General features: G+C 69.4%; 24 protein-coding genes and 1 pseudogene. 4 read left to right on the top strand and 21 right to left on the bottom strand.

Annotated features, from left to right (window positions below):
* Positions 1-6 precede the first annotated feature (6 nt).
* From cpt to OHA25_RS14600, 4 genes are all read right to left on the bottom strand, one after another.
* On the bottom strand, positions 7-537 hold the full coding sequence (cpt, locus tag OHA25_RS14615; protein ID WP_327588101.1) for a chloramphenicol phosphotransferase CPT: 531 nt from the start codon (positions 535-537) through the stop codon (positions 7-9).
* Positions 538-629: 92 nt separating this feature from the next.
* Positions 630-1,181 (bottom strand): hypothetical protein, encoded by a 552-nt coding sequence (locus OHA25_RS14610; RefSeq protein WP_327588100.1) that lies wholly within the window; start codon positions 1,179-1,181, stop codon positions 630-632.
* A gap of 145 nt (positions 1,182-1,326) precedes the next feature.
* Complete coding sequence (locus OHA25_RS14605; protein WP_327588099.1) at positions 1,327-1,704, bottom strand: hypothetical protein; 378 nt, start codon at positions 1,702-1,704, stop codon at positions 1,327-1,329.
* A gap of 375 nt (positions 1,705-2,079) precedes the next feature.
* The gene (locus OHA25_RS14600; protein ID WP_327588098.1) at positions 2,080-2,694 is read right to left on the bottom strand and encodes a TetR/AcrR family transcriptional regulator; all 615 of its coding nucleotides are present in this window, start codon (positions 2,692-2,694) and stop codon (positions 2,080-2,082) included.
* A 78-nt stretch (positions 2,695-2,772) separates the two neighbouring features.
* Here OHA25_RS14600 and OHA25_RS14595 point away from each other — a divergent pair, with 78 nt between their 5' ends.
* Positions 2,773-3,207 (top strand): PPOX class F420-dependent oxidoreductase, encoded by a 435-nt coding sequence (locus OHA25_RS14595; RefSeq protein WP_327588097.1) that lies wholly within the window; start codon positions 2,773-2,775, stop codon positions 3,205-3,207.
* 63 nt (positions 3,208-3,270) lie between these two features.
* On the opposite strand, the gene OHA25_RS14590 is transcribed toward OHA25_RS14595, so the two are convergent.
* The 11 genes and pseudogenes from OHA25_RS14590 to OHA25_RS14545 form a co-directional block, all read right to left on the bottom strand.
* A complete protein-coding gene (locus tag OHA25_RS14590) occupies positions 3,271-3,717 on the bottom strand; it encodes a luciferase domain-containing protein (protein ID WP_327588096.1) in 447 nt (148 codons plus the stop codon).
* A 43-nt stretch (positions 3,718-3,760) separates the two neighbouring features.
* The gene (locus OHA25_RS14585) at positions 3,761-4,225 is read right to left on the bottom strand and encodes a DoxX family protein (protein WP_327588095.1); all 465 of its coding nucleotides are present in this window, start codon (positions 4,223-4,225) and stop codon (positions 3,761-3,763) included.
* Positions 4,222-5,031 carry an SDR family oxidoreductase gene (locus tag OHA25_RS14580; RefSeq protein WP_327588094.1) on the bottom strand — a complete coding sequence of 270 codons (810 nt, stop codon included), beginning with the start codon at positions 5,029-5,031 and terminating at the stop codon, positions 4,222-4,224. Before OHA25_RS14580 ends, OHA25_RS14585 begins: the two co-directional genes overlap by 4 nt.
* 10 nt (positions 5,032-5,041) lie before the next feature.
* Positions 5,042-5,263, bottom strand: a pseudogene (locus OHA25_RS61320) (hypothetical protein); the annotation flags it as partial.
* A complete protein-coding gene (locus OHA25_RS14575) occupies positions 5,185-5,436 on the bottom strand; it encodes a hypothetical protein (protein ID WP_327588093.1) in 252 nt (83 codons plus the stop codon). The gene OHA25_RS14575 and the pseudogene OHA25_RS61320, both read right to left, overlap by 79 nt.
* Positions 5,437-5,827: 391 nt before the next feature.
* Positions 5,828-7,090: an SGNH/GDSL hydrolase family protein gene (locus OHA25_RS14570; RefSeq protein WP_327588092.1), complete on the bottom strand. Its 1,263-nt coding sequence runs from the start codon at positions 7,088-7,090 to the stop codon at positions 5,828-5,830.
* A 24-nt stretch (positions 7,091-7,114) separates the two neighbouring features.
* Positions 7,115-7,951 (bottom strand): NAD(P)H-binding protein, encoded by an 837-nt coding sequence (locus tag OHA25_RS14565; protein WP_327588091.1) that lies wholly within the window; start codon positions 7,949-7,951, stop codon positions 7,115-7,117.
* A gap of 248 nt (positions 7,952-8,199) precedes the next feature.
* Positions 8,200-8,610, bottom strand: coding sequence for a carboxymuconolactone decarboxylase family protein (locus OHA25_RS14560; RefSeq protein ID WP_327588090.1), 411 nt, complete (start codon positions 8,608-8,610; stop codon positions 8,200-8,202).
* Positions 8,611-8,625: 15 nt separating this feature from the next.
* Positions 8,626-8,778: a thioredoxin family protein gene (locus OHA25_RS14555; RefSeq protein ID WP_327588089.1), complete on the bottom strand. Its 153-nt coding sequence runs from the start codon at positions 8,776-8,778 to the stop codon at positions 8,626-8,628.
* A gap of 152 nt (positions 8,779-8,930) precedes the next feature.
* Positions 8,931-9,077, bottom strand: a complete 147-nt coding sequence (locus OHA25_RS14550; protein ID WP_327588088.1) for a hypothetical protein — start codon at positions 9,075-9,077, stop codon at positions 8,931-8,933.
* Positions 9,078-9,118: 41 nt separating this feature from the next.
* Positions 9,119-9,655 carry a carboxymuconolactone decarboxylase family protein gene (locus tag OHA25_RS14545; RefSeq protein ID WP_327588087.1) on the bottom strand — a complete coding sequence of 179 codons (537 nt, stop codon included), beginning with the start codon at positions 9,653-9,655 and terminating at the stop codon, positions 9,119-9,121.
* Positions 9,656-9,792: 137 nt separating this feature from the next.
* On the opposite strand from OHA25_RS14545, the gene OHA25_RS14540 reads away from it, so the two are divergent.
* A complete protein-coding gene (locus tag OHA25_RS14540) occupies positions 9,793-12,675 on the top strand; it encodes an AfsR/SARP family transcriptional regulator (protein ID WP_327588086.1) in 2,883 nt (960 codons plus the stop codon).
* 67 nt (positions 12,676-12,742) lie between these two features.
* Here OHA25_RS14540 and OHA25_RS14535 read toward each other — a convergent pair whose 3' ends face one another.
* The 3 genes from OHA25_RS14535 to OHA25_RS14525 all read right to left on the bottom strand — a co-directional run bounded on the left by OHA25_RS14535 (position 12,743) and on the right by OHA25_RS14525 (position 15,907).
* Positions 12,743-13,993, bottom strand: a complete 1,251-nt coding sequence (locus OHA25_RS14535; protein ID WP_327590979.1) for a serine hydrolase domain-containing protein — start codon at positions 13,991-13,993, stop codon at positions 12,743-12,745.
* A 130-nt stretch (positions 13,994-14,123) separates the two neighbouring features.
* Positions 14,124-15,218, bottom strand: coding sequence for a Gfo/Idh/MocA family protein (locus OHA25_RS14530; protein WP_327588085.1), 1,095 nt, complete (start codon positions 15,216-15,218; stop codon positions 14,124-14,126).
* Positions 15,203-15,907 (bottom strand): ThuA domain-containing protein, encoded by a 705-nt coding sequence (locus OHA25_RS14525; protein ID WP_327588084.1) that lies wholly within the window; start codon positions 15,905-15,907, stop codon positions 15,203-15,205. The genes OHA25_RS14530 and OHA25_RS14525 overlap by 16 nt, the downstream gene beginning before the upstream one ends.
* Before the next feature lie 133 nt (positions 15,908-16,040).
* Here OHA25_RS14525 and OHA25_RS14520 point away from each other — a divergent pair, with 133 nt between their 5' ends.
* Positions 16,041-16,769 carry a class I SAM-dependent methyltransferase gene (locus OHA25_RS14520; protein WP_327588083.1) on the top strand — a complete coding sequence of 243 codons (729 nt, stop codon included), beginning with the start codon at positions 16,041-16,043 and terminating at the stop codon, positions 16,767-16,769.
* Between the two features lie 70 nt (positions 16,770-16,839).
* On the opposite strand, the gene OHA25_RS14515 is transcribed toward OHA25_RS14520, so the two are convergent.
* Complete coding sequence (locus tag OHA25_RS14515) at positions 16,840-17,319, bottom strand: hypothetical protein (protein WP_327588082.1); 480 nt, start codon at positions 17,317-17,319, stop codon at positions 16,840-16,842.
* A gap of 216 nt (positions 17,320-17,535) precedes the next feature.
* Positions 17,536-18,981: an ankyrin repeat domain-containing protein gene (locus OHA25_RS14510; RefSeq protein WP_327588081.1), complete on the bottom strand. Its 1,446-nt coding sequence runs from the start codon at positions 18,979-18,981 to the stop codon at positions 17,536-17,538.
* 294 nt (positions 18,982-19,275) lie between these two features.
* On the opposite strand from OHA25_RS14510, the gene OHA25_RS14505 reads away from it, so the two are divergent.
* On the top strand, positions 19,276-24,756 hold the full coding sequence (locus OHA25_RS14505; RefSeq protein ID WP_327588080.1) for an ATP-binding protein: 5,481 nt from the start codon (positions 19,276-19,278) through the stop codon (positions 24,754-24,756).
* A 512-nt stretch (positions 24,757-25,268) separates the two neighbouring features.
* On the opposite strand, the gene OHA25_RS14500 is transcribed toward OHA25_RS14505, so the two are convergent.
* Complete coding sequence (locus OHA25_RS14500) at positions 25,269-26,027, bottom strand: MerR family transcriptional regulator (RefSeq protein WP_327588079.1); 759 nt, start codon at positions 26,025-26,027, stop codon at positions 25,269-25,271.
* Positions 26,028-26,031: the final 4 nt, after the last annotated feature.

The raw sequence follows: 26,031 nt of genomic DNA, 5'->3' as shown, positions 1-26,031 counted from the left end.
AGGAATCTATGCCTGGCACCGCATGTGGGCGGCGATCCTCTGCGCACACACCAGGGCCTCGGTATGTGTGGTGTCCACCTCCACGTCATAGACCACACCCTGGTGGACCAGCTCCGCCTGCGACACCGCCATTCCCTGGACCCGGTCCCCCCGGGCGACCTCGCGGCCCTCTGCGACCGAGCTCTCGCACCGTACGCCGACCCACAGCACGTCCAGTCCGGCAAAAACCTTCTGCCATCGTTGCTGGGACCCTGCTCCACCGAGGAAGACGTCATCCACGATCACCCGCGCGCCCGCCCGGGCCGTTGCGGCGATGCCCTCCATCCACGCCGCTTGCAGCGCCATGAACTCCGGACCGACATTCACCCCGCCGTCCGGCGCGAACTCGATCCCGGCAGCTGATGCCTGCATGGAGGCGGGCATCGCGTCGATCAGTGCGTCGACGCCGAAGGCAAGCCATGGATCCGGCAGGACGGCCTGGAGACAGCGGGCGATTCCCGACTTTCCCGAGCTGGAGCCGCCATTCAGAACGATCACCTGAGTCACCGGCCCACACTAGAAGCCCGTGGCCAGGATCCGAAAATGCTTTTCCAGCGGGCGTCGAGCGGATCAGTCACGCTCCTAAGAAATCAGGACGCGAAGCTCCTTTGCGCATAGAAGGCGGACCCGGTCAGGAGAAGCAGCCCTGACAGCACGCCGCTCACGAACGGCACCCACTCAACGGCCGGTGTCCACACCATGATCAGCCCAACCAGACCGAGCACCGTGAGTCCGAGACCAGGGATCAGAATGCTCACCGCTCGCCATACCGGCCAGAGTGCGATGAAATGCACCCCAACGATGAGCGCGGTCCAAGCCACGCCCGCTTGCGGTGCCCATTCCAGGGCACGCAACACCTGAATGCCGCCGAACAGAGCCACGGCCTCCAGCGCGACGATCACCACGTATTTGCGGTTGAACATGCGGGCACCGCTGGCGTGCTTCTCCTGCGTATCGGCGGAAGCAGTGGCGCGGATCCGCCGTCCCGCCAGGAACCACATGACGATCACACCCGCGAGCACGAGGCCGGCAACCGAACGAAAGATCGTTCCCATCGCAGATGGGAGGGGTGCGTGGGCATTGATGGCCACAAAGACCATCCCGAACACGGCACCCACCAGCATTCCGCTCAAACGTTGCATGATCGTCGATCATATCGGGACGGCGCCGACGCCCGCTCGCGCGTCGTGCTGGAAGGGCACCTGCCGGTGAATACCGGGCGTCCGGCAGCAGATGATGCGCGGCCGGATCAGATCATGTACAACTGCCCCCGCTGTGGGGGATTCATCAGGCGCTGACCTTCAACTGATGGACGCGCTGCTTGGACAGCCCCATGACACGTGCAGTGTCGGGCTCCGACCAGTGGCTCGTGAGTGCCTTTGCGGCCGTGACGGCCAGCTCCGCGGCACGCCTGGCGTGAGCCTCGGCCAGCTCCTTCTCATGGTGGTATTCGGCTACCAAACCGGCTACGTCTCCGGGTAGGTCGAACACAAAGTCCACGCCGGGAGGGGCTTCAGGCCAAGCCCAGGCGTGGATCTCCGCCAGATCACGCTCCATCTGCGACAAGGAGCTCGCCACGCCGACGCCCTCGGTCTCCCCTGTTGGGCAACGAGACACCCAGCGCCCGTTCTCATAGGTGATGACATAGGTGATCGTCTTGCTCATCGGCCCATCCTTTCGGTGACCGCCTCGAGGCGTTTGAGTGCTTCACGAAATAGTTCGGGGTCGCGGTCCGGGTTGGCAGGGATCATGACGGGAACCGAAGATGATGCCATCTTTGATCACGCGCACCGCACACATGTCGCCCTTGAGGTGGTACAGCCAGTCAGCAGTCGCAACCTACAGCTGCCACTATCGCTGCGACCTCGGCGAGCTGGCGCATATGTGGGGGAGGTCCTCGGTCACAACAGCGAGGATACCGGATTAGAAAGGGTCTTCCTAGTCGAGTAGGAAGCACCTCTACAGGAGTTCCGGTCCGGCCGAGCCCCCGTGTGGAGCCTCTGGCGTCAGCACATGAGGCAGTCGCTCGCACACACGCCTTCACGAGGGTCGGGCATGCAGCGCTGCCGCGAGTGTGCCCAGCACCGCCCGGCTCAGCTCGTACGGGTCCGCGCCCTCGTTCTGATCGGCCAGCGGGCCATCACGCCAGAGCACCGCGAGCCCGTGCACTGCCGCCCAGCCCAGCACGACCAGGTGCAGCGTGTCCGGCCGGGCGCTCCACCCTTCCTGCTGAGCTTGGACGATCAGCTCGGTCATCGTGTCCTTGGTGGCCTGGGCTCCGGCCTTCAGCGCCGGGTCGTCGCGGTGGTGCAACTCGGGCCGCCACATCACCTCGAACAGGCCCGGCCGCTCCCGCGCGAACCCGATGTACACCATCCCCAGCTCCTGGATCCGCTCGGCGGCAGGCGCCACGCCCAGGCGCGACAGCGCGCCCCGCATCCGCGTCCCCAGCTCCGCGAACCCCTCCACCGCCAAGGCGGTGAACAGCCCCCGCTTGTCCTGGAAGTGGTAGGCCGGGGCCGCATGGCTCACCCCGGCCCGCTTGGCGATCGACCGCAGGCTCACCTGCGCGAACCCCTGACCGGCCACCTCCTCTTCGGCCACCTCCAGCAAGGTGGCCCTCAGATCGCCCTCGAAGTAGGTCGGGTTACGCATTTCCGCAGCATGACGCGCGAGCTTGTCACTGTCAATCTGATATGCCTATGCTGAGCTTGTCACTGTCAAGCTCAGCTCATGGCGAGGCGGGCCCGCATGTCACACCCCTTCGACGACCTACGCCCCCACCGCCACCTCCGCCTGACCACATACCGCGCCTCAGGCGAGGCGGTGCCGACCCCCGTCTGGTTCGTCTGCCACGACGGCGCCCTCTACATCAAGACCGGCGCCCACACCGGCAAGGTCAGACGGGTCCAGCGCAACCCCCGGGTCACCATCGCTCCCTCCACCTCGCGCGGCACTCCCCGGGGGGCCGATCTCCCGGCGCTGGCCGAGGACGTCGGCCAAAAGGTCCCTGCTGCGGTCCATGCGGCATTCCTCCGCCGTTACGGCATCCTGCAGCGCATCCGCGACTTCCTGGTCGGACGCCGGCGCATCACCCCGACGTTCCTGAAAGTCACCTCGGCCGACGGCGGCTCGGATCCGTTCCACGTCAGAAGTACCTCGGAGTGAGGTCGGTGGTGGGCTAGGTCTTCACGGTGCCGATCGCCTGGCCGAGAATGGGGAGCCAGCCGCTCACTGCAGCTCACCCAGCGCGTATCGGTAGGACGCCTGGATGATCCGCCAGACCACCTCGAGCTCCTCCTGGTTACGCGGGCCGTACACGAGGATCGAGTGGTGCTGCGGATGGCGCACGCCCCATCCGGCGGTCTCGACCTCGGCCTTCACCGCTTCGGGCAGCGTCAAGTGGAAGGAACCGTCGTGGTGCGGGTGGATGTGCGCCCACTCGCGATTCTTCTGGAACGCCTCAGCAGGGCCGGAGCCGATGCCCTCGGGCAGGAACAGCGAGCGGGCGTGGGAGACCGAGACCAGAGTTGGCGCCATGTACAGGCTGGGCAGCGCGCGCATCCGCTGCCACAGCTCTTCCTGGAGCATGACGGAGGAGATCTGGGAGCGCTGGCCGTGCGGGGCGGGGCCCATGACCTGGGGAGCCGTGCCCTGGCGGAGGGGAAGCGCGAGCATGATGATGATCCCTTTCAGAGAGGGGGTGATCGGTGCCGTTCTTTCATCGGGACTTCGAGCTCCACAGGGCGACGGTGATGTAGATCGCCTGCAGCGGGATGCGCAACCACAGCGGGCTCGCCTCGCCGCCGTTGTAGGGCACGTCAGCCAGGACGGCGTAGACGTTTGCGGGAAGCAGCGCCACGTAGAGCGCGGCCAGGCAGAGCCCGGCGGCGCGCCGGGTGGCGGTCAGAACCAGGCCCGCCGCGCCGAGCAGTTCCAGCACGCCGGTGAGGTAGACCATGGCGTCGGGCATGGGCACGAACGGTGGGACGATCCGCACCAGGTCGGCGTGGTTGGGCATGACTGTCACGGTTTCGGGGACGAAGTGAGCGCTGGCGGTGACCACCAGCATGATCGCCATGGCGTGCGCGGCGGCACTCCGCCAGGCGGCCAAGCGGGCGACACCGAGCATCCCGAGCGCCCTAAAGACCAACAGAGCGCCGCACAGGACGGCGAAAGCCGTCATGAGCCGAGATCGTGATCGCGGGCGAAGTCGGCGAAGGACCGGGCTGGGCGGCCGACGACCTGGGCGAAGTCGGGGGTGGTGTAGTCGCCCCAGCCGGCCGCGTATGCCCTGAAGTACTCCAGCAGGACCGCGGAGACCCAGTCGGACAGGCCGTAGCCGACCATCGCCGCGTAGGCCTGCTCGTCGGTGACGGGCTGGTAGGTGGCGCCCGCGGCGGCGGCGGCCTCGTCCAGGGAGATGCTGGCCGGGCCAGTGATGGTGTAGGTGCGGCCTGCGTGCGGGGCGGGGTCGGTCAGCACGGCTGCCGCGAAGTCGGCGATGTCCCGCACGTCGATCATGCCCAGACGGCCGTCGCCGAGCCCCGCGTACAGGGTGCCGCCGTTGATCGAACCAAGCAGGTTCTGCATGAAGAAACCGGGCTTGATGATCGTCCAGTCCAGGCCGGAGGATCGCAGTTCGTGGTCGGACAGGGCGTGCAGGCGGCCGTTGCGGGTGGGCGCGTCGTGTGCGGCGCCGATGGCCGACATGCGCACGACGTGCTTGATGCCGGCCTGCTTGGCGGCGTGGACGGCGTTCATGCTGGCATGCGGAGCCTGCGGGCCCAGGGCAGTGAGCAGCCACAGGGTGTCGACCCCGGCGAAGGCCTGCTCCAGGGTGGACGGCTCGTCCAGGTCGCCAACCACGACGTCGAGGCCTTGCGGCGCCTTGGCCGGGTTGCGGACCATGGCCCGCACCTTTTCGCCCTTGAGGGAGTTGAGCAGAGCACTGGAGACGGCGCCGTTCGCACCGGTGATCAAGATCGTCATGGAACGTTCCCTAATGGGGAGATGGATGGTGGCGCCGGGGTTGGTCAGGAGAAGATGGCGGCCGGGTCGCCGTGTACCAGAGGTTGTCGATGCGGACGTGCCGCATGACCCAACGCCGGGTGTCTCTGACGAGGTCGACCTCGTAGAGGTTCTTCAGCAGGGCGTGGGTGCGATGGTCGGCTGACAGCAGGTGCTGGGCCTCCACGATCGCGGTGAGCTGGGCGGTGTCGCCGTCGAGTTGGACTCGGGGGGTGGTGACGACGTGGGTGGTGTCGACGCGTCCGGTGAACGTGGCTTCAGGTCCTGGCCCAGGCCGAAGCGGTAGAGCGCGTCGATCACCTCGATACGGTCGGCGATCGTGTCAAGGTGATGGTCGTCCAGGGCGTGGTTCGTGGTGACGTACATGGATTTCCCGTCGTTGGGCGGTTGTGCGCAGATTTTGGCGGCCGAATCATGGAGGAGCTGTCGCGGATGATCAGAGCTCGTCCAGGTGTCGCAGCAGCCGGTCGACCTCTTCGGCGGTGTTGTAGTGCAGGAAACCCACCCGCGCCGCGACTGTGGGCGCGAGCCGTACCGGAGCTTTCGCAACGGAACCGTTTCGTCCGGTAAGCGCCTTCCCGCAGGTCGCAACGGGTACCGGACGGGGCCCGTGCAGGGTCGTTAGCGTACGTTCCGGTACCGGCGCAGCTCGCCTGTGATCACGACTTGGCGGCGGGTGGCCTGGTGGGTGACGCACAGCGATGGTGATCTTCGGGTCCGGGAGTCCTCTGCCGGCCCTGCCGGGAAAGGCGTCGTCCTACAAGGTGTTCAGGTCGATTGCCTCGGCCATGGCATTCAGGCCCGCGTCGTTGGGATGGAGCCAGTCACCCTCCTGGCCGTCGCGGTCGTTGAACTCGGGCCGCAGCCGATCCGGGTCGGCCGGGGAGAGCAGAGCTCGTTCGAAGTCGGCCACCGCGTCATATTCCCCGCTGGTCCGGATCCAGGTGTTCACCTGGTCACGGATCTGCTCTAGTGCGAACGGCTCGGCGGTCCCGTCGGGGTAGAGCCAGGGGTTGCCCTTGAACGGCATGATCGTGCCGCCTACGGCTCGGATCCCTCGGGTGTGAGCGAGCCGGATGAGCTCACGGTGCCCCGCGATGATCTGTCCAGCGGTGACCACCGGGTCGGGGTAGGTGATGTCGTTGATGCCTTCCATCACGATTACCGTCCGCACCCCCGGCTTGTCCAGCACGTCCTGCTGGAAGCGGGCCAGGGCCCGTTCGCCGAAGAGCGGGTGGTCGTTGAGCACCCGGTTGCCGGAGATGCCGCTGTTGAGCACAGTCAGCGGCTTGCCGGCCGCGACGAGTCGCTCGGCGAGCTGGTCGGGGTAGCGGTTGTCGGCGTCCAGGGTGGAGCCGGTGCCGTCGGTGACCGAGTCACCGAAGGTCACCACCGCCCCACGCGAGGTGCGGCCCAGCACGTCCACCCCGCTCAGGAAGTACCACGACTGCGACTTTTCGGTGAAGGCCGTCGCGCGCGGGTCGAACCGGTGGTCGCCGGAGGCGCGGAAGCTGGTGGCCGAGGAGATGTCATGGAAGGTGGCGGGCCCGGTCGCCCCCGGGAAGTACAGGGTGACAGCCAGCCGGTCCAGCGCCGCGACCGGCAGCGCGATCGGGTCGCTGACCAGCTCCTGGCCCGCCTGGACCACCGCGTCCAGCCGCAGCGCGAACGTCACCGGGCGCAGTGTGGCAGCACGGACTGCGGCTCCCGTGGCGGCTTTGGCCACTGTCGCCCCGCTTACGGTGAGGGGCGCTGTGCCGTACAGGTTGGAGATCTTGATGCGGATGGCGGCGCCGGCTCCGGTGACCCGGACCACCTGGCGCACCGACTGGCGCTCGAAGCCCGCCTCTGACCAGTTGGACGACCCAGGCAACCCGCCGGGTGAGGGTCGCTGCACCGCGGTCGACCAGCCGCCGGTCCAGCGGGGACCGCCTGTCCCGGCAAGAGCCTGGGACGGGACGGCAGGCAACATGATCGCGGCGGTGGTGGCCAGCACGAAGAAGGACTTGGCGAAAGACATGAGGGAGATCCTTAAGTGGTGGCTTCAGAAGTCGGCGGCGTGGTCGGCGGCCCACTGCGCGTAGGTCCGGGCCGGGTGGCCGGTGATCCGCTCCACGGTGTCGTTGACTTCGGCGGGCTTGCCGACGGTAGCCGCCATCAGGGCGAACAGCGCGCCCAGGAAGGCCTGGTCCATGAAGGCGCTCATCTGCTCGAGCACCGGCTTCGGGTCGAGGTCCTCGACGGTGAGCGGGCGGCAGAGCGCCTGGCCGAGGATGCGGACCTGGTCGGCCTGGGTGAGCGACTCGGGCCCGGTCAGGCTGTAGGTCTGGCCGATGTGGCCGGGGCCGGTCAGGGTCGCGACCGCGACGTCAGCGACGTCCAGCTCGTGGATGGCGCTGAAGGCGGCATCGATGTACGGCGCGCGGATGACGTCGCCGCCGGCCAGCTGCATGGCGAACGTCAGCGAGTTGATCGCCGGGAACAGCAGCCGCAGCACCGTCCACTCCAGCCCGGAGTCGCGGACGGCCCGCTCCACGTCACCGTGGTACTGGGCGATCACGTCCGGCTGCGCGTCGGCGCCGTCCACCACCGCGCCCGAGGACAGGAAGACGATCCGGGCGACACCGGCCTCGCGGGCCGCGGTCAGGAGCGTCGCCGGGTCCATGCCGTACTGCAGGACCAGCAGGATCGCGCTCACGCCTTCGAGTGCGGCCGGGAGGGTCTCGGGTTTGGTCAGGTCGGCCTGGGCCAGCTCGACACCCTGCGGCAGTCCGGCCTGCTCGGGGTTGCGGGTCAGCGCCCGGACCGGGTGGCCCGCGGCGTGCAGGGCTTCGACGGCCTGGCGGCCGAAGTGGGCGGTGGCACCGGTGACCAGATACATGAGAACTCCTAAAGGGACGTGCCAACAGAAACATTCTATCAGAAGGGAATGATCCGTTCCGCCTTCATGTGAAGGCCACCAGGCACTGCCTCCTCCTCGTGAGTGACCAGCGCGGCGCAGGCGCTGTCGATGACGAAGCTGGCCTCCCGGATGGGCGGCCCGTATGCACCGGCGAGCACCCGCGAGTGGTGCCGGCACGGCTCGCGCCGCGGCTGTGGGCGCGTGAGCCGCACCAGAGTCCTATGGAGTCAGTGCTGGACGAGCGGCCAGTCGATGTCGGTCTGGGCGGTCTTGTTGAGGTAGTTGGTGAAGACGTTGAGCGCGACATGGCCGACGACCTCGGCGATCTCACCGTCGGACAGCCCGGCCTCCCGGGCGGCCTGCAGGTCGGCGTCCTCGACGTCGCCGCGGGTGCGGACCAGCGTGACGGCCAGGGTCAGCGCGGCCTGCGCCTTGGCGTCGGAGGCCTTGCCGTAGCGGGCGGCGTCGGCTTCCTCGGCCGAGAGCCCGGCCAGGTTGGTGCCGATGTAAGTGTGGGCCGACAGGCAGTAGTCGCATGCGTTCTCCTGCGCGACCGCCAAGGCGATCCGCTCACGCACCGCCGCGGGTAGCGCGCCGCCGGACAGGGCGCCGGAGAAGTCGAGGTAGGCCTTGAGCACGGCGGGGCTGTTGGCCTAGGCCTCGACGTCGACCTTGGCGACGACGAGTTGGCCGGCCTTTTCGTCGGCGAGCTGCTCCAGGACTGGGGCGAGCATGTGGCAGGGGTGGCACCAGTCGGCCCAGAAGTCGACGAGCACCGCGATTCCCGGCTTGCCCGGGAAGTTCAAGATCTTTTGATGGCTACTTCGGAGCGGAGGGTGCGGTGCACCGGGCACTTCCCGGCGATCTCCAGCAGGCCGCGACTGGCTCGTCCATCGTGAAGGTGTGCCGTCCGGCGGTGACCTCCTGGGTGGGGCGGGCGACCTCCCGCACCACCACCTCACTTTTGAGCGGCGGTGAGGGGTCGCAGCGGGCGGCTCGGACGGCTGTCTCCGCTGTCCGAGCGCAGGACGGTCCTTACTTCTTGGCGGCGGTGACGGCCCTGGTAGCGGAACGACAGGACCGCGGGCAGCACGTCGATGATCATTACTTCGCACTCCGTTCGAGGTTTCGTGGGCGAGCCGTGCGTCAGTGACGGACGACGGGCCAGTCGATGTCGGTCTCGGCGGTCTTGTTGAAGTAGTTGGTGAAGACGTTGAGCGCGACGTGGCCGACGACCTCGGCGATCTCGCCGTCGGACAGACCCGCCTCACGGGCGGACTTCAGGTCGGCGTCGGCGATGTCGCCCCGGGTGCGCACCACGGTGGCGGCGAAGGCCAGGGTCGCCTGGCTCTTGGGGTCGGTGGCCCGCGCGTGCCGGGCATGGTCGGCCTCGGCGGCGTCCAGTCCCGCCAGGTTGGTGGCGATGTAGGAGTGGGCCGAGAGGCAGTAGTCGCACTCGTTCTCCTGGGCCACCAGGATGGCGATCTGCTCGCGGACCGCGGCGGGCAGACTGCCGCCGGCCAGCGCGCCGGAGAACTCCAGGTAGGCACTGAGCACGGCCGGGCTGTTGGCCATCGCCTTGGTCATGTTCGGGGTCACCCCCAGCGCCTTCTGCACGGCGGCCAGCAGTTCGGCCGCGGCTCCGGTGGCCGATTCCGGCTGGATCAATGGAAGTCTGGACATGGTGTGACCTCGGATTTCTTGGGGTGGTTGCCTTGTTGTTTCGGGGCTGAGGTCATGATGCGAGGCCGTGTTGATAGATTCCCCATGCTTTTTCCATCGGGCCCACCAGGCTCGATAGAGCTCGGGGGGACACGCGGATGGGCGTACGGTTCACGCTGCTCGGACCGGTAGAGGTACGCGGCCAGGACGGGTACGTGCCCCGCTGGGAGCCACGGCACCGCGCCCTTCTGGCGTACTTGCTGCTGCATGCCGGGACCGTGGTCAGCACTGACCGGTTGATCGGTGCCATCTGGGGAGTGACCCCGCCGGACACGGCCAGATCACAGATCCACACGTTGGTCGCGACGGTGCGGCGGGCGCTTCGCCAGGCCGGAGCCGAGCAGGCGCTCCAATCCCGCACCGCCGGTTATGTGATCTACGTCCAGGCCGGGCAGCTGGACCTGGAGGAGTTCACCGAGCGGGCCGCCTCCGACGAAGCCCAGCAAGTCCGCGGGGCGCTGGCGCTGTGGGCGGGAGAGCCGCTGGCGGGCATCCGAGCCGACTACGTGCCAGAGGCCCGCCAGCGCCTGGAGGAGCGGCGGATGCGCGCGGTGGAACGCCTGGCGGACTTGGAGCTGGACCTGGGACGCCACACCGAGATCGTCGACGAACTCGCCACACAGGTCGCGGCGCATCCGCTGCGCGAGCGGCTGGTCGGCCAGCTCATGCTTGCCCTGCACCGGGCCGGGCGCCAAGCCGAAGCGCTGACGACCGCCAGGACCTTCCGCACCGCCCTGGTCGAGCAGCAGGGACTGGATCCCAGCCGCACCTTCGCCGCCCTGGAACAGTCCATCTTGCGCGATGACCCGCACCTGACTCAACCAGCCCAGCAGCAGCCGAAGCAGGCCGCCCAGCGACACCAGCCGCAGCGCGTCTCCCATCTGCCCTACGACATCGCCGACTTCACCGGACGTGCGGACGAAGTGGACACGCTCATCCGGTCATGGTCGGCCGACAGCGGCGTCGTGGGGATCTCCGCCATCGATGGTATGGCCGGCATCGGCAAGACCACCCTGGTCATCCACGCCGCTCACCTGCTGGCCGACCGCTTCCCCGACGGGCGACTCTTCGTCGACCTGCACGCCCACACCCCCGGCCAGAGCCCCGTCGAACCCGCCGCCGCCCTGGAGACCCTGCTGCGCCAGCTCGGCCTCCCGGCCGAACAGATCCCCGCCGAGGTCACCGACCGGGCCGCGCTGTGGCGGACCGAGCTGACCGGCCGCCAAGCGCTCATCGTCCTGGACAACGTCGCCGGTACCGACCAGGTGCGCCCGTTGCTTCCCGGCGCCACCGCCAGCCTCATGCTGATCACCAGCCGCCGCCGGCTCACCGACCTTGACGGCGCCCAGGCCCTGTCCATGGACCTGCCCGCCGCCCAGGAGGCCACCGAGCTGTTCACCACCATTGTCGGCGACCGCGCCCTGGCTGAACCGGTCGCCGTCCTGGACGTGCTACAGCTGTGCGGCTTCCTACCGCTGGCCTTCCGCATCGCGGCCGCGCGGCTGCGCCACCGCCCCCGCTGGACCGTCCGCTACCTGGCCGACCGCCTGCGCGACGAGCGCCGCCGCCTGACCGAGCTTGCCACCCCCGAACGCGGAGTGGCCGCCGCCTTCGCCCTGTCCTACCAACAGCTCGACCTCGGCCAACAGCGCCTGTTCCGCCTCCTGGGCCTGCACCCGGGTGCCGATCTCGACGCCCACTCCGCCGCCGCGCTGGCCGACCTGCCCTTGGACGAAGCCGAGGCCATCCTAGAAGACCTCCTCGACGCCCACATGCTCCTCCAGCACCAACCCGGCCGCTACACCCTCCACGACCTGCTACGCCAATATGCCCACGCCGCCGCGGAAGCCGACGAACCCACTGAGTCGCGGCGCGAGGCGTTGACCCGGCTGTTCGACCACTACCTGTACACCGCCAGTAAGGCGATCGATCTCGTCTTCCCCAACAGGAAACACCACAGGCCGCGGATTCCCCAGCCGGGCACGCCGGTCGTGCGGTTTGGCGGCACGACACAGGCGACCGAGTGGCTGGACACGGAACGTGCCAACCTCATCGACATCGGCGCCTGCACCGCCGACGACGACCAGCCCGGCTACGTCAGCCGACTCGCGGTGACCCTTTACCAGTATCTCTACGACCACGCCCATTACGACGACGCCTTTCTCCTGCATGGCAAGGCGCTGGACGCCGGACGGCGCGGCGGCGACAAGGCCTGCCAGGCCCGGGCGCTCATCGACTTGGGCATCGTATATTTCCGGCGAGGCCGCTACGAGCAGGCGCACGAGCACTCCCGGCAGGCCCTGGACCTCTACCTTGAGCTCGGCGACCGGCTTGGCGAAGGACGGGCGCTGAACAACCTCGGCAACGTGTGCTGGCGGCAGGGATCCCACGACCAGGCGCTCGACCGCTACCGGCAAGCCCTGGAGCTGTGCCGCGACCTCGGCGAGCGGGCCAACGAAGCCGTCGCGCTGTCCAATCTGGGGCTCGCCTATGAGGGACTGCACCGCTACGAGCAAGCCCGCGACCACTACCAGCAGGCCCTGGACCTGCATCGCGAACTCGGCGACCGGGGCGGCGAAGCCGTCGCGCTGGGCAACCTCGGCAGCGTCCACGAGCGGCTGGGCCGCTACGAGCAGTCCCGCGAGCAGCTTCTGCGCGCCCTGGACCTGTGCCGGGAGCTCGGCTATCGGACCAACGAAGCCGAATCCCTCAACAGTCTGGGTGAGACGGCGCGGTCCATGGGCGATCTCGTCCAGGCCGTGGACGACCACGATGCCGCTCTCGCCGTCGCCCTGGAGGTGGGAGTTCACCACGAGCAGGCCCGCGCCCACGATGGTCTCGCCCGCGCCCACCACGACCTGGGAGAGCACGGCGAGTCCCGCGCACACGCCCAGCAGGCCCTGGACCTGTACACCGACCTCGGCGTCCCGGAAGCCGATGAAATCCACGCCTTCCTGGACACCCTCGGTCAGCGGCCGTAGCCCGCGGCCGGGAGATCAATCGGAGAGCCCGAGATCGAGATGACCGGCGGCTCGGACCCGCTCCCCGTCAGAAGTACCTCGGGGTGAGGTCCGTGGTGGGCCAGGTCCTCACGGTGCCGATCGCCTGGCCGAGGATGGGGTCGATCGCATCGAAGTCGGGCGCCCCTTCCTCCTCCCTGCGGTTGAAGATCGCGCAGTAGCTGACACCGTTCTGCACCCGGGCGAGGAAGCTGAACGTGCCGGGCATGCTGCCGTTGTGCCAGGTGTTCAGCCCTCCGGCGTTGTTGTTGCGCACGTTCCAGCCGAGGCCGTACCACGAGCCGCCGGCGGTCACCCCGGTCTCGGGCTTGGCGAATGTCCGGGAGATCGACGTGGCGTTGAGCACGGGACCGGCACCGTTGAAGACGAAACCCCACTTGACCATGTCGACGGCCGACGCGAGCCAGCCGCCGTTGGCGTCCTGGTTGGGCATGTTGAAACCGCCGTACGGGAACGGCACGACGGTGCCCGATTGGTCCACGACGCTCTTGTTGGTGTACTGCGACTCGTAGGCGACCTCGGTGGAGAAGGCCCCGGATCGGAGGCTGCGGCCGAGCCGCGGCCGGGTGATCCCGACGGGGGCGAGCAGCTTCTGCCGCACGTACGACTCGTAGCTCATGCCCGAGACCTTCTCGATGACCCGGCCGGCCAGCATGTAGCCGTAGTTGCTGTAGACGTACTTCGTGCCGGGGTCGAAGTCGAGCTTCCGCGCGGTGACGTACTTCATGATGTCGGCGTGGTCGATCGGCAGGGGCACGTCCAGCGACGCGGAGATCGTGTGGTCGATCCACAGCGGGTCCTTCGACACGCTCCTGTCCCAGCCGGCGGTGTGCTGGAGCAGTCGCGACAGGGTGACGTTCGCCAGCCGGGGGTCGGCCGCGGTCGACAGTCCCAGCAAGGACGCGACCTTCGTCCCCAGAGTCACCTTGCCGTCCTGGACCAGCCGGACGATCGCGGCCGCGGTGAGGCTCTTGCTCAGGCTCGCGATCCGGAACAGGGACGTGGGCTGCACCCGCACGATGGGGGCGCCGGGCTTGGAGTAGTGCCCGTAGCCGCGCGCGAGCAGGATCTTGCCGTTCTTGGCGACCGCGAGCTGGGCGCAGGAAATGTCCCGCTCAGTGATGAACGTCTTCATCGCCTTGTCGAAACCGGCCAGCGCGCTCGGCACAACGCCCGTGGTCAGCGGCTCGCCAGAGTCGGCCTGTACGGGACCCGCGCCGAGCGCGATCGCCGGCACGGCGCCCGCACTTACCTGGAGAAGCCGTCGCCGGCTGAGCATCGCCACTTTGCCCCCTATGGTCACAACAACCTCAACAGGCGTCTTTACTACCACAGTCAGGACAACAGAGGTGATCTCGACCGGCTCGTGCACGTCGATCAGCTGGTCACCGAGCGCCTCCAGGCGTGCCTCACCAAAGGGTGACTCCTGGCGAGGCCACCGGCCGCGGCCGCGCACACGTGCTCGTGATGGTCACCGCCGCCCCGGAGTGCGCCGAAGCCAGCAGCGACTCCATGACGTCGAGCACGTGGAAGGCGAGCGTCCCGCCCGCACGCGGCTCCTCGCCCACCGGGGTCGCGGCGAAGTCGGCCAGGCCCACGCCGCGCCCGGCCTCGAGGTAGCCGGCCGCCACGGGCAGGTCGCGCCAGCCGTCATCGCCGATGCTCAACACCTGGACGAGGCCGTCGAAGTGGTTCGGGTTGGGGACGACGAGCGAGCCCTTCTCGCCGTGCACTTCGATGTGGGGCGCCTTGGTCGTCGCCGCGTCGAAGCTCATCACCAGGGTGGACAGCGCTCCCGAGGCGTGGACGAGCACTCCGGTGACGTGGGTGTCGACGGTGACCGGGATCTCCTCGCCGCGACGGGGGCCCGAGCCGATCGTGCGCTTGGCGCGGGTGCGGCTTGCGGCGCCGATGACCGTCGTCACCGGTCCGAGCATGGTCACCAGGCTCGTGATGTAGTAGGGGCCCATGTCGAGGAGGGGGCCGCCGCCGGGGACGTAGTAGAAGTCGGGGTTCGGGTGCCAGCGCTCGTGTCCGGGCGTCACCATCATCGCGGTCGCCGCGACCGGTCTGCCGATCAGGCCGTCGTCGATGGCCTTGCGCGCCGTCTGCGTGCCCGTCCCTAACACCGTGTCCGGGGCGCAGCCGACCCGTACCTGGGCGGCGTCGGCCGCCTGCAGGATCCGCCCGGCCTCCGCGGCCGTCGCGGCGAGGGGCTTCTCGCAGTAGACATGCTTGCCCGCGGCGATCGCGGCCAGCGCGATCTCGGCATGGGCGGCGGGAACGGTGAGGTTCAGTACGACGTCCACCCGCGGGTCCGCCATCAGCTCCGCCACGCTCAGCACGTCGACGCCCGCGTAGGGCCGCACCGCCTCCCGCGCCCGGTCGGGGTCCAGATCGGCCACGGCCACCAGCCGCAGCTGCGGCAACCGGTCGATGGTCGGGAAGTATTGGGCCGAGATGGCCCCGCATCCGACGACGCCCACGTTCATCGGCTGGCCCACAACATTCCCCTCTCGATGATCGTGCGTACGCTGTCGTCCCGCAGGACGTCGAGGCTGTGCCCCGGAGTGGTGACGAAGATCCGCCCGCTGCCCCAGCGCCGGGTCCAGATCGCCGGCGAGGTGACCTCCCGGTGCCAGGGGTCCCAGGGGCGGATCTTCTGCGTCGTCGTCGCCAGCACGTCGATGTAGTCGTCCGTCAGCACCCAGTATTGCTCGGTGACCAGGTCGAAGTCCTCGATGCCCGCGGTGATGGGATGCTCGCTCGCCTCGGGGAGCATGTTCACGGTGTACGGCACGAAGTTGTCGGCCTGCGAGCCGTCCCGCTCGGCCGGGTCCTTGCCCGGATGACAGGCGAACTGGCCGCCGATGAGGTGCAGATAGTCCGAAGAGTTGCGGTAGGAGTCGGCGATGCCGCCGTGCCAGCCCGCCATTCCCGTGCCGGCCCGGATCGCCGCCTCCAGCCCGCGCAGCTCCTCCGGCTTGATCGTGCCCATGGTGTAGCACTGCACGATGAGGTCGACGCCGGACATGAACGCGGAGTCCGCGTACGGTGCCGGCGAGTCGGCCAGATGCACGTCGTACCCGTGCTTTTCGAGGAAGGGGACGAAGAGGTCGGTGGCCTCCACCGGGGCGTGCCCTTCCCAGCCGCCCCGCACCACGAGAGCCTTGCGGCCCCTGTCGTCTGTCATGCTGTCGCCCATCGATCGCTCATGAGTCATCGGGTCCGATCGTCGCATCTCCGGCCGAGGCTAGCCAAAGCGGGGCATACTCCCCCCGGAAAATCGGTCGCCGGAGCGTTGGAACAGGGATACGGTCACTCGGGTGCCCGATGCGATCTTTGCGCACCCCCGCCTCGCACCCGTTTACGACGCCTTCGACGGAGAGCGCGACGACCTGCCGGCCTATCTCGCCATCGCCGATGAGTTGGGCGCGGACCGGGTGCTGGATGTCGGCTGCGGCACCGGATCCCTGGCGGTCCTGCTCGCCGGGACCGGCCGCACCGTCGTGGGTGTCGACCCGGCGGAGGCCTCGCTGCAGGTCGCGGGGTCGAAGGACGAGGCCGCGGCGGTCACCTGGATCCATGGCGACGCCACGACAGTCCCGACGCTCCATGCCGATCTGGCGGTGATGACCGGAAATGTGGCGCAGGTGTTCCTCACCGACGACGAGTGGTCGGCGACCCTCCGGGGCATCCACGCCGCTCTTCGCCCCCGGGGGCATCTGGTGTTCGAGACCAGGCGCCCGGAGTACCGGGCCTGGGAGGAATGGGCTGCCGACACCGCTCCCTTCGTCCTTGATGTCCCTGGGATCGGGCCGGTGGAGCGGCGTCTTGAGGTCGTCGAGGTGCGTCTTCCGCTCGTCTACTTCCGCTCCACCTACAGGTTCGTGGCGGACGGCGCGGTGGTGACCTCCGACTCGACGCTCCGGTTCCGGAGCCGCGACGAGGTGGAGTCCAGCCTGGGCGACCACGGCTACCGAACGCTCGACGTGCGCGAAGCGCCTGATCGCCCGGGTCGCGAGTTCGTGTTCATAGCCGAGCGCACGACCTGAGCCGAACGAGCGGGCCGCCCGGATCGAGCCACCCGCCGGGCGGCTCGATCCGGGGTGCACGATCGTCGGGTCAGCCGCAGTTCATGAACTTGCCCCGCCTGGCCGAGGCGATCCCGAAGTCCCTGCGGGTGTCGGTGGTGTGGCCCTCGAAGTCCACGCAGTAACCCTTGCCGTAACCGATGGCGGCGGCGTAGTGGCCGTACTTCCTCTTGGTGAGGGTGCCCGGGTCCCGATAGGCGCCGCCGCCCTCCACGTGGAGAATCGCCTGCGTGTACGTCGGCGTCCCGGCGTAGGTGGTCTTGATCACCGTGACGCAGTTCTTCTGCAGGCCACGGTTCCACATCAGGTAGACGTACCCCCAGGTGGATCGCCCGTTCTTCAGCGCCCTCTTGTTGTCCTTCACGTGCGTCCATCCACCACGCCCGGATTCCTTGGCGCACGCGCGTTCGGGGGTGTAGGGAGCGGCGGCCATGGCGGGGGCGGGGTGGGCGAGGACCGTGCCGGCGGCGAACAGGGTGGCCGCGGCAAGGACCTTCGCTGACTTGCGCATGCGTTCATCCTTCTCAAAGCGGCCGGCCGGGGAGCCTGACCGCGGTCATGACAGCAGGTTGGCATGATCGCCAATTGCGGTCATGCTCTCACGGACAAGAATCAGATGTGACTGGTTTCGGCCGACAACGACCTATATTTCGGTCCTCCCGCTCAGCCGGGGGACGACGCTGCCCGACCATCACCGCCGGTGCGGAACCACCGTCGAAGTTGGTCATCACTCGCGTCGCAGGCTTCGCAGGTAGGCCGCCACGCGGTGCTTGCCGCCGTACTCGGCCCAGCCGAGCGGGGTGGCGTCGTGCTCGGCGTCCTTGATCGTCGGGTCGGCGCCGAGCTCGATCAGCGTCCTGGCCGTCTCGACGTCGTCGTTCCAGGCCGCCTCGTGCAGCGGAGTGCTGCGGCGCCGGTGGTTCACGTCGAAGCCGAGACCGGCGAGCAGCCGCACCGCCGCGGGCTTGCGCTGCCCGGCCGCGGTGTTGATCAGCTCCGGGAATCGGGCAAGCGCTCGCGCCGCCGGCTCCGGGCCGAGGGCGGCCACCGCGTCCGCGTCGGCACGCATGCAGGCGGCGGTGAACGCGTCCCTCACATCCAGCACCGTCGAGGCGCCTGCCGCGGCGAGGAGCTCCGCGACCTCGGTGTGCCCGTTCAGCAGGGCAAGCTCGTACGGGGTGCGTCCGCCGTACGCCGGATGATCGCCGAGGCCGTCCACCTGCGCGCCGTGCGCGAGGAGCAGCCGGGCCCGTCGCGGGCCGCCCCGCAGGGCGGCGGTGGCGAGTTCTTCCCGCATCAGCTGCTGCGGGGACTGCACGGTCGGGCCCAGCCGGGCATGCCACGGCCCGCCTTCGCCGCGGCCCAGGCCGAACTCCAGCAGCAGCTCAAGGTGCGTGGTGTCGTCGGAGAACGAGCCGCCGAGTCCGCGGTTGTACAGGGTCTGGGCGTCGTTGGGGTCCGCGCCTGCCTCCAGCAGCAGTCTGGCCAGCGCCAGTCCCTGCGGATGCGGTGGCTGGTCGCCCTCTCCTCCGCCGAACGCGCCGGTGAGCGCGGTGAACGGCAAGGTCAGCCCGTCCCACAGGAATCCGGCGTTCGGATCGGCGCCGCTCTCGAGGAGGAGCCGGGCCGCCGCCACGGACCGGCCTGGGGTCTGGAGGCGCGCGTAGGTCAGGTACAGCAGCGGCTCCCACCCGAAGGGGCCGCCCTGCGCCCGGGCGAGGCCGGGATCGCCGGCCAGCGCATCGGCCAGTGCGTCGGCCGAGCCGGTGGCCGCCATCGTGAAGACGTTGGCGGTGGGCAGCTGCGCATGCCGGGCCAGTAGGAGGTCGGCCTCCCCGGTCCGGCCCGGGTAGTCCGAGCCGTAGGTGAGGCAGGCGAGCCGCAGGAACTCCTCCGGCAGCTCCTCGCTCGGCGGAACCCGGTGCGGCGATCGGGAGTAGCGGTCGACGGTGCCGAGGTGCTCCTTCAGCCTGGGCCAGCTCGTGAAGCCGTACATGCGGGCGGTGACGAGCTGCGCGTCGGACAACTTGGGCGTCTCCGGCGGCCGGGGGTGGAACTCGGCGACGAGTCCGAGCGCCTCGGGAACTCCCGCCTTCACGTACTGGAGAAGTGTTTTGGCCTGCTTGCGGAGCCGTTCGATGCTGGGGTTGTCGGGCAGGCGATGGATAGGCACAATGGCCTCCTTTCCGTCTGGCCTGGCGTCCGCATGATCAGGCCGGAAAAGAGGTCGGGCCGAGGTAGTGCGACGAGCATCAGGTGGGCTTCGCCCTTCCCGCGGACCGGTGGCGCCCTGGGCGCACGTAACCCAGCATACGCCGAACGGGTTTTGGTGGTATTCCCACAATTGGAGCCGCGTAGCGTTCACGGTTGCGACATGGCGCCGTCGGCCTTGCAGAGGGAAAGGTGGAGACTAAGGGGGGCGCCGTCTCGCGGCGTGCACATGTTGTCTACAGGAGGGCTCGGTCGAGTGTTCAGTCGTGTCGCCATCGTCAACCGTGGTGAGGCCGCCATGCGGCTCATCCATGCCGTACGAGACCTCGCCGCGGAGACCGGGACACGAATCGAGACCGTCGCCCTGCACACCGACGTCGACCGCACCGCGACCTTCGTCCGGGAAGCGGACCTGTCCTACGATCTCGGTCCCGCCTCCGCGCGCCCCTACCTCGACCTGAAGGTGCTGGAGCGCGCCCTGGTGGAGACCGGGGCCGACGCCGCATGGGTCGGCTGGGGCTTCGTCGCGGAGGACCCGGCGTTCGCGGAGCTGTGCGAGAAGATCGGAGTCACCTTCGTCGGACCGAGCCCGGAGGCCATGCGCAAGCTCGGCGACAAGATCGGCGCGAAGCTGATCGCCGAGGAAGTCGGCGTGCCGGTCGCGCCGTGGAGCCGCGGCGCGGTCGAGACCCTGGACGCCGCCCTGGCGGCGGCGGGCGAGATCGGCTACCCGCTGATGCTGAAGGCGACCGCGGGCGGCGGCGGGCGCGGCATCCGGGTGATCACGAACGACGCCGAGCTCGCCGACGCCTATGAGCGCACCAGCCAGGAGGCCGCACGGGCGTTCGGCAGCGGCATCGTGTTCCTGGAGCGCCTGGTCACCGGCGCCCGGCACGTCGAGGTCCAGGTGATCGCCGACGGCGAGGGCACCGCGTGGGCACTCGGCGTCCGCGACTGCTCGGTGCAGCGGCGCAACCAGAAGGTCATCGAGGAGTCGGCGTCGCCGGTGCTCAGCCCCGTGCAGACGGCCGAGCTCAAGGCGTCGGCCGAGCGACTGGCCGTCGCCGTCGGTTACCGCGGCGCGGCGACCGTCGAGTTCCTCTACCACCCCGACGACAAGCTGTTCGCGTTCCTCGAGGTCAACACCCGCCTGCAGGTCGAGCACCCGATCACCGAGATCACCACCGGGTTCGACCTGGTCAAGGCGCAACTGCGGGTGGCATCCGGCAGCAGGCTCGAAGGGGAGCCGCCGGTGGAGCGCGGGCACGCCATCGAGGCCCGGCTCAACGCCGAAGACCCCGACCGCGATTTCGCGCCGTCCCCGGGCCGCATCGCGCGGCTGGACCTGCCTGCCGGGCCGGGCATCCGCGTGGACACCGGCGTCAGCGAGGGCGACACCATCCCCGCCGACTTCGATTCGATGATCGCGAAGATCATCGCCTACGGCCGCGACCGCGACGAGGCTCTCGGCCGGCTGCGCCGGGCGATGGCACAGACCACAGTGATCATCGAAGGCGGCGCGACGAACAAGAGCTTCGTGCTCGACCTGCTCGACCAGCCCGAGGTGATCGACGCCAGCGCGGACACCGGCTGGATCGACCGCGTCCGCGGCCAGGGCAGGCTCATCTCGCACCGGCACTCCGCCGTCGCGCTGGCGGCCGCCGCCATCGAGGCGTACGAGGAGGAAGAACGCGTCGAGCGGCAGCGACTGCTGTCCACGGCGTTCGGCGGACGCCCGCAGGTGCAGCACAAGAGCGGCCGGCCGCTGGACCTGAAGCTGCGGGGCGCCGGCTACCGCGTGCGCGTCGCCCGCGTCGGCGCGCACCGCTTCCGCGTCGGCATCGAAGCGGGCGGCGACGTCCGCACCGCCGACGTCGAGCTCGACCGCTTCGACCGGCACACCGGGCAGATCAGCGTCAACGGCACCCGTTACCGCCTGCTCACCGGCACGCACGGGCCGATCCACCTGGTCGAGGTGGACGGCGTGACGCACCGGGTCAGCCGCGACGAGGGCGGCGTCGTCCGCTCGCCCGCGCCCGCGCTGGTCGTCGCCATGCCGCTGGGGGTGGGCGCCGAGGTCGAGGCGGGCGCACCGGTGCTGGTGCTGGAGAGCATGAAGATGGAGACGGTGCTGCGGGCCCCGTTCAGGGCACGGCTGAAGGAATGTGCCGTGTCCGTGGGCACCCAGGTGGAGACCGGCGCACCGCTGCTGCGGCTGGAGCCGCTCGCCGACGACGCCGAAGCCGAGGACACCACGGCCGCCGGGTCCGTCGAGCTCGACCTGCCCGCCGCGCCCGGAAGGATCTCGGCGCGCGAGCGCACCGCGCGCGGCCACGAGGACCTGCGCAGCCTGCTGCTGGGCTTCGACGTCGACCCGCACGACGACCGCCGGGTGCTCGACGACTACCTCACCGCGCGCAAGGAGGCCGGCAAGGACGGTCACCGGCCGCTGGCCGAGGAGCTCGCGCTCATCGACGCGTTCGCCGACCTGGCCGAGCTGAGCCGCAACCGGCCGGCGGGCCCAGACGGCGGCGGCGACGGCGGCGGTGACGAGCACGTCCACAGCGCCCGCGAATACTTCCACACCTACCTGCAGAGCCTCGACGTCGAGCGGGCCGGGCTGCCGGAGTCGTTCCAGGCCAAGCTCGCCAAGGCGCTCGGCCACTACGGCGTCACCGAGCTGGAGCGCTCCCCCGAGCTCGAGGCCGCGGTGTTCCGGATCTTCCTCGCCCAGCAACGCGCCTCCGCCGACGCCGCGGTCATCGCGACGTTGCTGCGCGCGTGGCTGCGGGAGCCGCCGCCGGACGAGACGCTGCGCGAGCCCGCCGGTCTGGCGCTGGAGCGGCTGCTGTCCGCGACGCAGGTCCGTTTCCCCGTGGTCTCCGACCTCGCGCGCGGCGTGGTGTACGCCTGGTTCGCGCAGCCGCTGCTGCGCCGCAACCGCGCCCGCGTCTACGCCCGCGTCCGCAAGCACCTGCGCCACCTGGACGCGCACCCGGACGCGCCGGACCGCGCCGAGCGCATCGCCGAGATGGTACGCACCACCGAGCCGCTGGTGCGGCTGCTCGGCCAGCGGCTCACCCGCGACGACCTGGACAACGCGGTCATGCTGGAGGTGCTGACCCGGCGCTACTACGGCAACAAGGGTCTCACCGGCGTCCGCACCAGCGAGGTCGCGGGCTGCAGGTTCGTGGTCGCCGAGCGCGCGGGCTCCTGCGTGGTCTCGTCCGCGGTGAGCTTCGAAGCGCTCGGCGGCGCGCTGCGCGGGCTCGCGGGCCTGGCCGACGGCAAGGACGCCATCGACGCCGACATCTATCTCGCCTGGGAGCACCAGCCGGAGGACTCCGATGCGATGGCGGCCGCGCTGCACGAGGTCATCAGCGCGCACCCGCTGCCGCCCCAGATTCGCAGGCTCACCGCCACCATCGCGGGCAGCGGCGGCGCGGTCATGCACCACCACTTCACCTTCCGCCCGTCGGCCACCGGGATGACCGAGGAGCGGCTGATCCGCGGCCTGCACCCGTACATCGCGCAGCGGATGCAGCTGGAGCGGCTCAACAAGTTCGACCTCACCCGGCTGCCGTCGTCGGACGAGGAGGTCTACCTCTTCCAGTGCGTGGCGCGGGACAACCCGTCGGACGACCGCCTGGTCGCGTTCGCGCAGTTGCGCGACCTGACGGAGCTGCGCGAGCACGACGGCAGGCTGGTCGCCCTGCCGGCGGCCGAGGACACCATCGCCACCTGCCTCGACTCGATCCGCCGCGCGCAGTCGCGGCGGCCGGCGAACAAACGCTTCAACACCAACCGGATCGTGGTCTACGTCTGGCCGCCGAGCGACCTCACCCGCGCGGAGATGGAGATGATCGCCAGGCGCGTGCGGCCGACGACCGCGGGCGCCGGCCTGGAGGAGATCCTGTTCATCGCGCGGCAGCGCGACAGGACGACCGGCGAGCTCACCAAGATCGCGGTGCGGATCGCCTTCGACGCCACCGGCGGAGCCGAGCTGACCATCGGCGAGCCGTCGGACGAGCCGGTCGAGCCGCTCGACGACTACCGGCAGAAGGTGCTGCGGGCGAGCAGCCGCAACACGGTCTACCCCTACGAGCTGACCAGCCTGCTCGGCTACTTCGTCGAGCACGACCTCGACGACGACCACACGCTGGTGCCGGTCGACCGGCCGAAGGGGCACAACACCGCGGCGCTCGTCGCGGGCGTGGTCACCACGCGGACCCGGCGGCACCCGCAGGGCCTCACCAGGGTCGTGCTGCTCGGCGACCCGACGAAGTCGCTCGGCGCGCTGTCGGAGCCCGAATGCCGTCGCGTGATCGCCGCGCTGGACCTGGCCGAGCGTATGCAAGTGCCGCTGGAGTGGTACGCGCTGTCCGCCGGCGCACGGATCTCCATGACGTCGGGCACGGAGAACATGGACTGGGTGGCCGCGGCGCTCAAGCGGATCGTCGAGTTCACCCAGGACGGCGGCGAGATCAACATCGTGGTCGCGGGCATCAACGTCGGCGCGCAGCCTTACTGGAACGCCGAGGCCACGATGCTCATGCATACCAAGGGCATCCTGGTGATGACGCCCGACTCGGCGATGGTGCTCACCGGCAAGCAGTCGCTCGACTTCTCCGGCGGCGTGTCGGCCGAGGACAACTTCGGCATCGGCGGCTACGACCGGGTGATGGGCCCGAACGGCCAGGCACAATACTGGGCGCCGAACCTGACCGCCGCGCGCGACCTGCTGATGTCGTACTACGACCACACGTACGTCGCACCGGGCGAGGAAGGGCCGCGGCGGGCGACGACGAGCGACCCCGTCGACCGCGACATCTCCGACTTCCCGCATGCGATGGCGGACAGCGACTTCACCACCGTCGGCGAGATCTTCTCCGCGACGGCCAACCCGGACCGCAAGAAGCCGTTCGACATCCGGACCGTGATGCGGGCTCTGTCCGACCAGGACCATCCGGTGCTGGAACGCTGGAGGGGCATGGCCGACGCGGAGACCGCAGTGGTGCAGGACGTGCATCTCGGCGGCATGCCGGTGTGCCTGCTCGGCATCGAGTCACGGGCGGTGCCGCGGCGCGGCTTCCCGCCCACCGACGGCCCGGACACCTACACCGCGGGCACGTTCTTCCCGCGCTCGTCGAAGAAGGCCGCGCGGGCGATCAACGCGGCCAGCGGCAACCGGCCGCTGGTGGTGCTGGCGAACCTGTCGGGCTTCGACGGCTCGCCGGAGTCGATGCGGAAGCTGCAGCTGGAGTACGGCGCCGAGATCGGCCGCGCGATCGTGAACTTCCGCGGGCCCATCGTGTTCTGCGTCATCTCGCGCTACCACGGCGGAGCGTTCGTGGTGTTCTCGAAGGCGCTGAACCCGAACATGACCGTGCTCGCGCTGGAAGGCTCGTTCGCCTCGGTGCTCGGTGGCGCTCCCGCCGCCGCGGTGGTGTTCGCCGGCGACGTCAACGCCCGCACGGCGGCGGACTCGCGGGTGGTGGACATGGAGGCCCGCGTCGCGGCCGCCTCCGGCGCCGACCGCGCCGCGTTGACCGCGGAGCTCGACGAGCTTCGCTCGTCGGTTCGCGCGGAGAAGCTCGGTGAGGTGGCGATGGAGTTCGATCGCGTGCACAACATCCAGCGCGCGGTCGAGGTCGGCTCCGTGGACGCCGTCATCCGGGCCGCCGAACTGCGCCCACGCATCATCGAGGCCATCGAGGGCCGCCTGCGCCGACCGTGACGCGCCGGACGGGACGCAGCTCAGGCCCCCGGATTGCGGGAGCGGAAATGACGGTGCCGCCATCTTGTTCCGTACTCGCGGGCTCCAGCCGCGCAGAACGATCAGCCTCAAGGCGCCGCGCAAGTTCCCGCGGGTGCTCACAGTCGTCGAAGTGCAGACGATCCTGGACGCGTGCGACCGGCGGTCACCTTCCAGACCGTCGCACAGAGGGCTTCGGTCTCCCGTTCCTGGCTCTACACCCAGCCCGACGTCCGAGCTGAGATCGAGCGGCTTCGAACCATAGCGCGGCGCTCGGACACCGTCGGCTGGCCGACACACGCGACTCGGAGCATGCTGCCTCCGACCCCGGCTCCTGCGAGCCGCTCTTCGGTAACGATCGGCCCTTGTTGACCAGCGTTCCCGAACTGCCCACGGCCTCGTCGCGGACACTCGTCTTCAACGAGGCCCCCAGGTCAGAGCCCCTCCAATGATCAGCAGCTCAAGATAATGACCATTTCTCCGAACCGCACGAGCTACATGCGGGTCCGCGCGTACGCTTGCAGTGCGTCGCGGACGAACGTCGCCCCCGCGGCGTCGTCGTACATGCCCGCGAAGCGGGGGTCGTCGACGTACATGTCCCCCAGGCCTTTCACCATCTCGATCGAGCACTCCCGGTCGCCCTCGGCCGTGGGCGTACCCGGGATCTGGCTCAGCCACTGGACGTGCCGGGCAGCCAGTGACTGAGCGTGTTCCGACGTCGGAGAAACCCCGGCCTTCGCCGCGGCGACCCATGCGGCGACGAGGTCCTCCACGTCCTGCTTCCAGGCCAGCTGCTGGTCAAGGGTCTTGCCGTGCCACCAGTCATTGCTCACCTGGAACGCGCGCTCGCCCCAGCGTGAGATCACCTCGTCCTTGTAGCGGTCGTTGAACCCCGCCAACATGACGTCCATCCGCGGTTCCGCCCCCGCCTGGAGCGCCTCGAGCGTGTGACGCACAGAGCGGATCTGCCGTTCGATGCGGTCCCGTTCCTCCGCCAGTGCGGCGATGTGGGCGCGGAGCCCGTCGCACGTGTCCACCTCGTTCGCCAGGACCTCGGCGATGGCCGGCAAGCCCATGCCGAGCCGGCGCATGAGCAGGATCCGCTGGAGCCGGGCGACCGCGGTGGGGTTGTAGTAGCGGTACCCGGTCGCGCCGACCCGGGACGGGGTCAAGAGCCCGACGCGGTCGTAGTGACGCAGGGTGCGGCTGGTGATGCCGGCCCTCGCCGCGAGTTCCTGGATCGTCCACTCCATCGTT

The organism is Nonomuraea sp. NBC_00507 (genome assembly GCF_036013525.1).
Classification (GTDB): Bacteria; Actinomycetota; Actinomycetes; order Streptosporangiales; family Streptosporangiaceae; genus Nonomuraea.
This window is presented reverse-complemented; position numbering and strand designations above follow the sequence as displayed.

Excerpts from the sequence above, each read along its gene's own strand:
- OHA25_RS14600 (WP_327588098.1), bottom strand. The coding sequence starts at position 2,694 with ATGCGTAACCCGACCTACTTCGAGGGCGATCTGAGGGCCACCTTGCTG.
- OHA25_RS14590 (WP_327588096.1), bottom strand. The coding sequence starts at position 3,717 with ATGCTCGCGCTTCCCCTCCGCCAGGGCACGGCTCCCCAGGTCATGGGC.
- OHA25_RS14540 (WP_327588086.1), top strand. The coding sequence starts at position 9,793 with ATGGGCGTACGGTTCACGCTGCTCGGACCGGTAGAGGTACGCGGCCAG.
- OHA25_RS14500 (WP_327588079.1), bottom strand. The coding sequence starts at position 26,027 with ATGGAGTGGACGATCCAGGAACTCGCGGCGAGGGCCGGCATCACCAGC.
- OHA25_RS14525 (WP_327588084.1), bottom strand. The coding sequence starts at position 15,907 with ATGACAGACGACAGGGGCCGCAAGGCTCTCGTGGTGCGGGGCGGCTGG.
- OHA25_RS14515 (WP_327588082.1), bottom strand. The coding sequence starts at position 17,319 with ATGCGCAAGTCAGCGAAGGTCCTTGCCGCGGCCACCCTGTTCGCCGCC.
- OHA25_RS14575 (WP_327588093.1), bottom strand. The coding sequence starts at position 5,436 with ATGTACGTCACCACGAACCACGCCCTGGACGACCATCACCTTGACACG.
- OHA25_RS14570 (WP_327588092.1), bottom strand. The coding sequence starts at position 7,090 with ATGTCTTTCGCCAAGTCCTTCTTCGTGCTGGCCACCACCGCCGCGATC.
- OHA25_RS14550 (WP_327588088.1), bottom strand. The coding sequence starts at position 9,077 with ATGATCATCGACGTGCTGCCCGCGGTCCTGTCGTTCCGCTACCAGGGC.
- OHA25_RS14565 (WP_327588091.1), bottom strand. The coding sequence starts at position 7,951 with ATGTATCTGGTCACCGGTGCCACCGCCCACTTCGGCCGCCAGGCCGTC.
- OHA25_RS14580 (WP_327588094.1), bottom strand. The coding sequence starts at position 5,031 with ATGACGATCTTGATCACCGGTGCGAACGGCGCCGTCTCCAGTGCTCTG.
- OHA25_RS14605 (WP_327588099.1), bottom strand. The coding sequence starts at position 1,704 with ATGAGCAAGACGATCACCTATGTCATCACCTATGAGAACGGGCGCTGG.
- OHA25_RS14585 (WP_327588095.1), bottom strand. The coding sequence starts at position 4,225 with ATGACGGCTTTCGCCGTCCTGTGCGGCGCTCTGTTGGTCTTTAGGGCG.
- OHA25_RS14595 (WP_327588097.1), top strand. The coding sequence starts at position 2,773 with ATGGCGAGGCGGGCCCGCATGTCACACCCCTTCGACGACCTACGCCCC.
- OHA25_RS14610 (WP_327588100.1), bottom strand. The coding sequence starts at position 1,181 with ATGCAACGTTTGAGCGGAATGCTGGTGGGTGCCGTGTTCGGGATGGTC.
- OHA25_RS14545 (WP_327588087.1), bottom strand. The coding sequence starts at position 9,655 with ATGTCCAGACTTCCATTGATCCAGCCGGAATCGGCCACCGGAGCCGCG.
- OHA25_RS14535 (WP_327590979.1), bottom strand. The coding sequence starts at position 13,993 with ATGCTCAGCCGGCGACGGCTTCTCCAGGTAAGTGCGGGCGCCGTGCCG.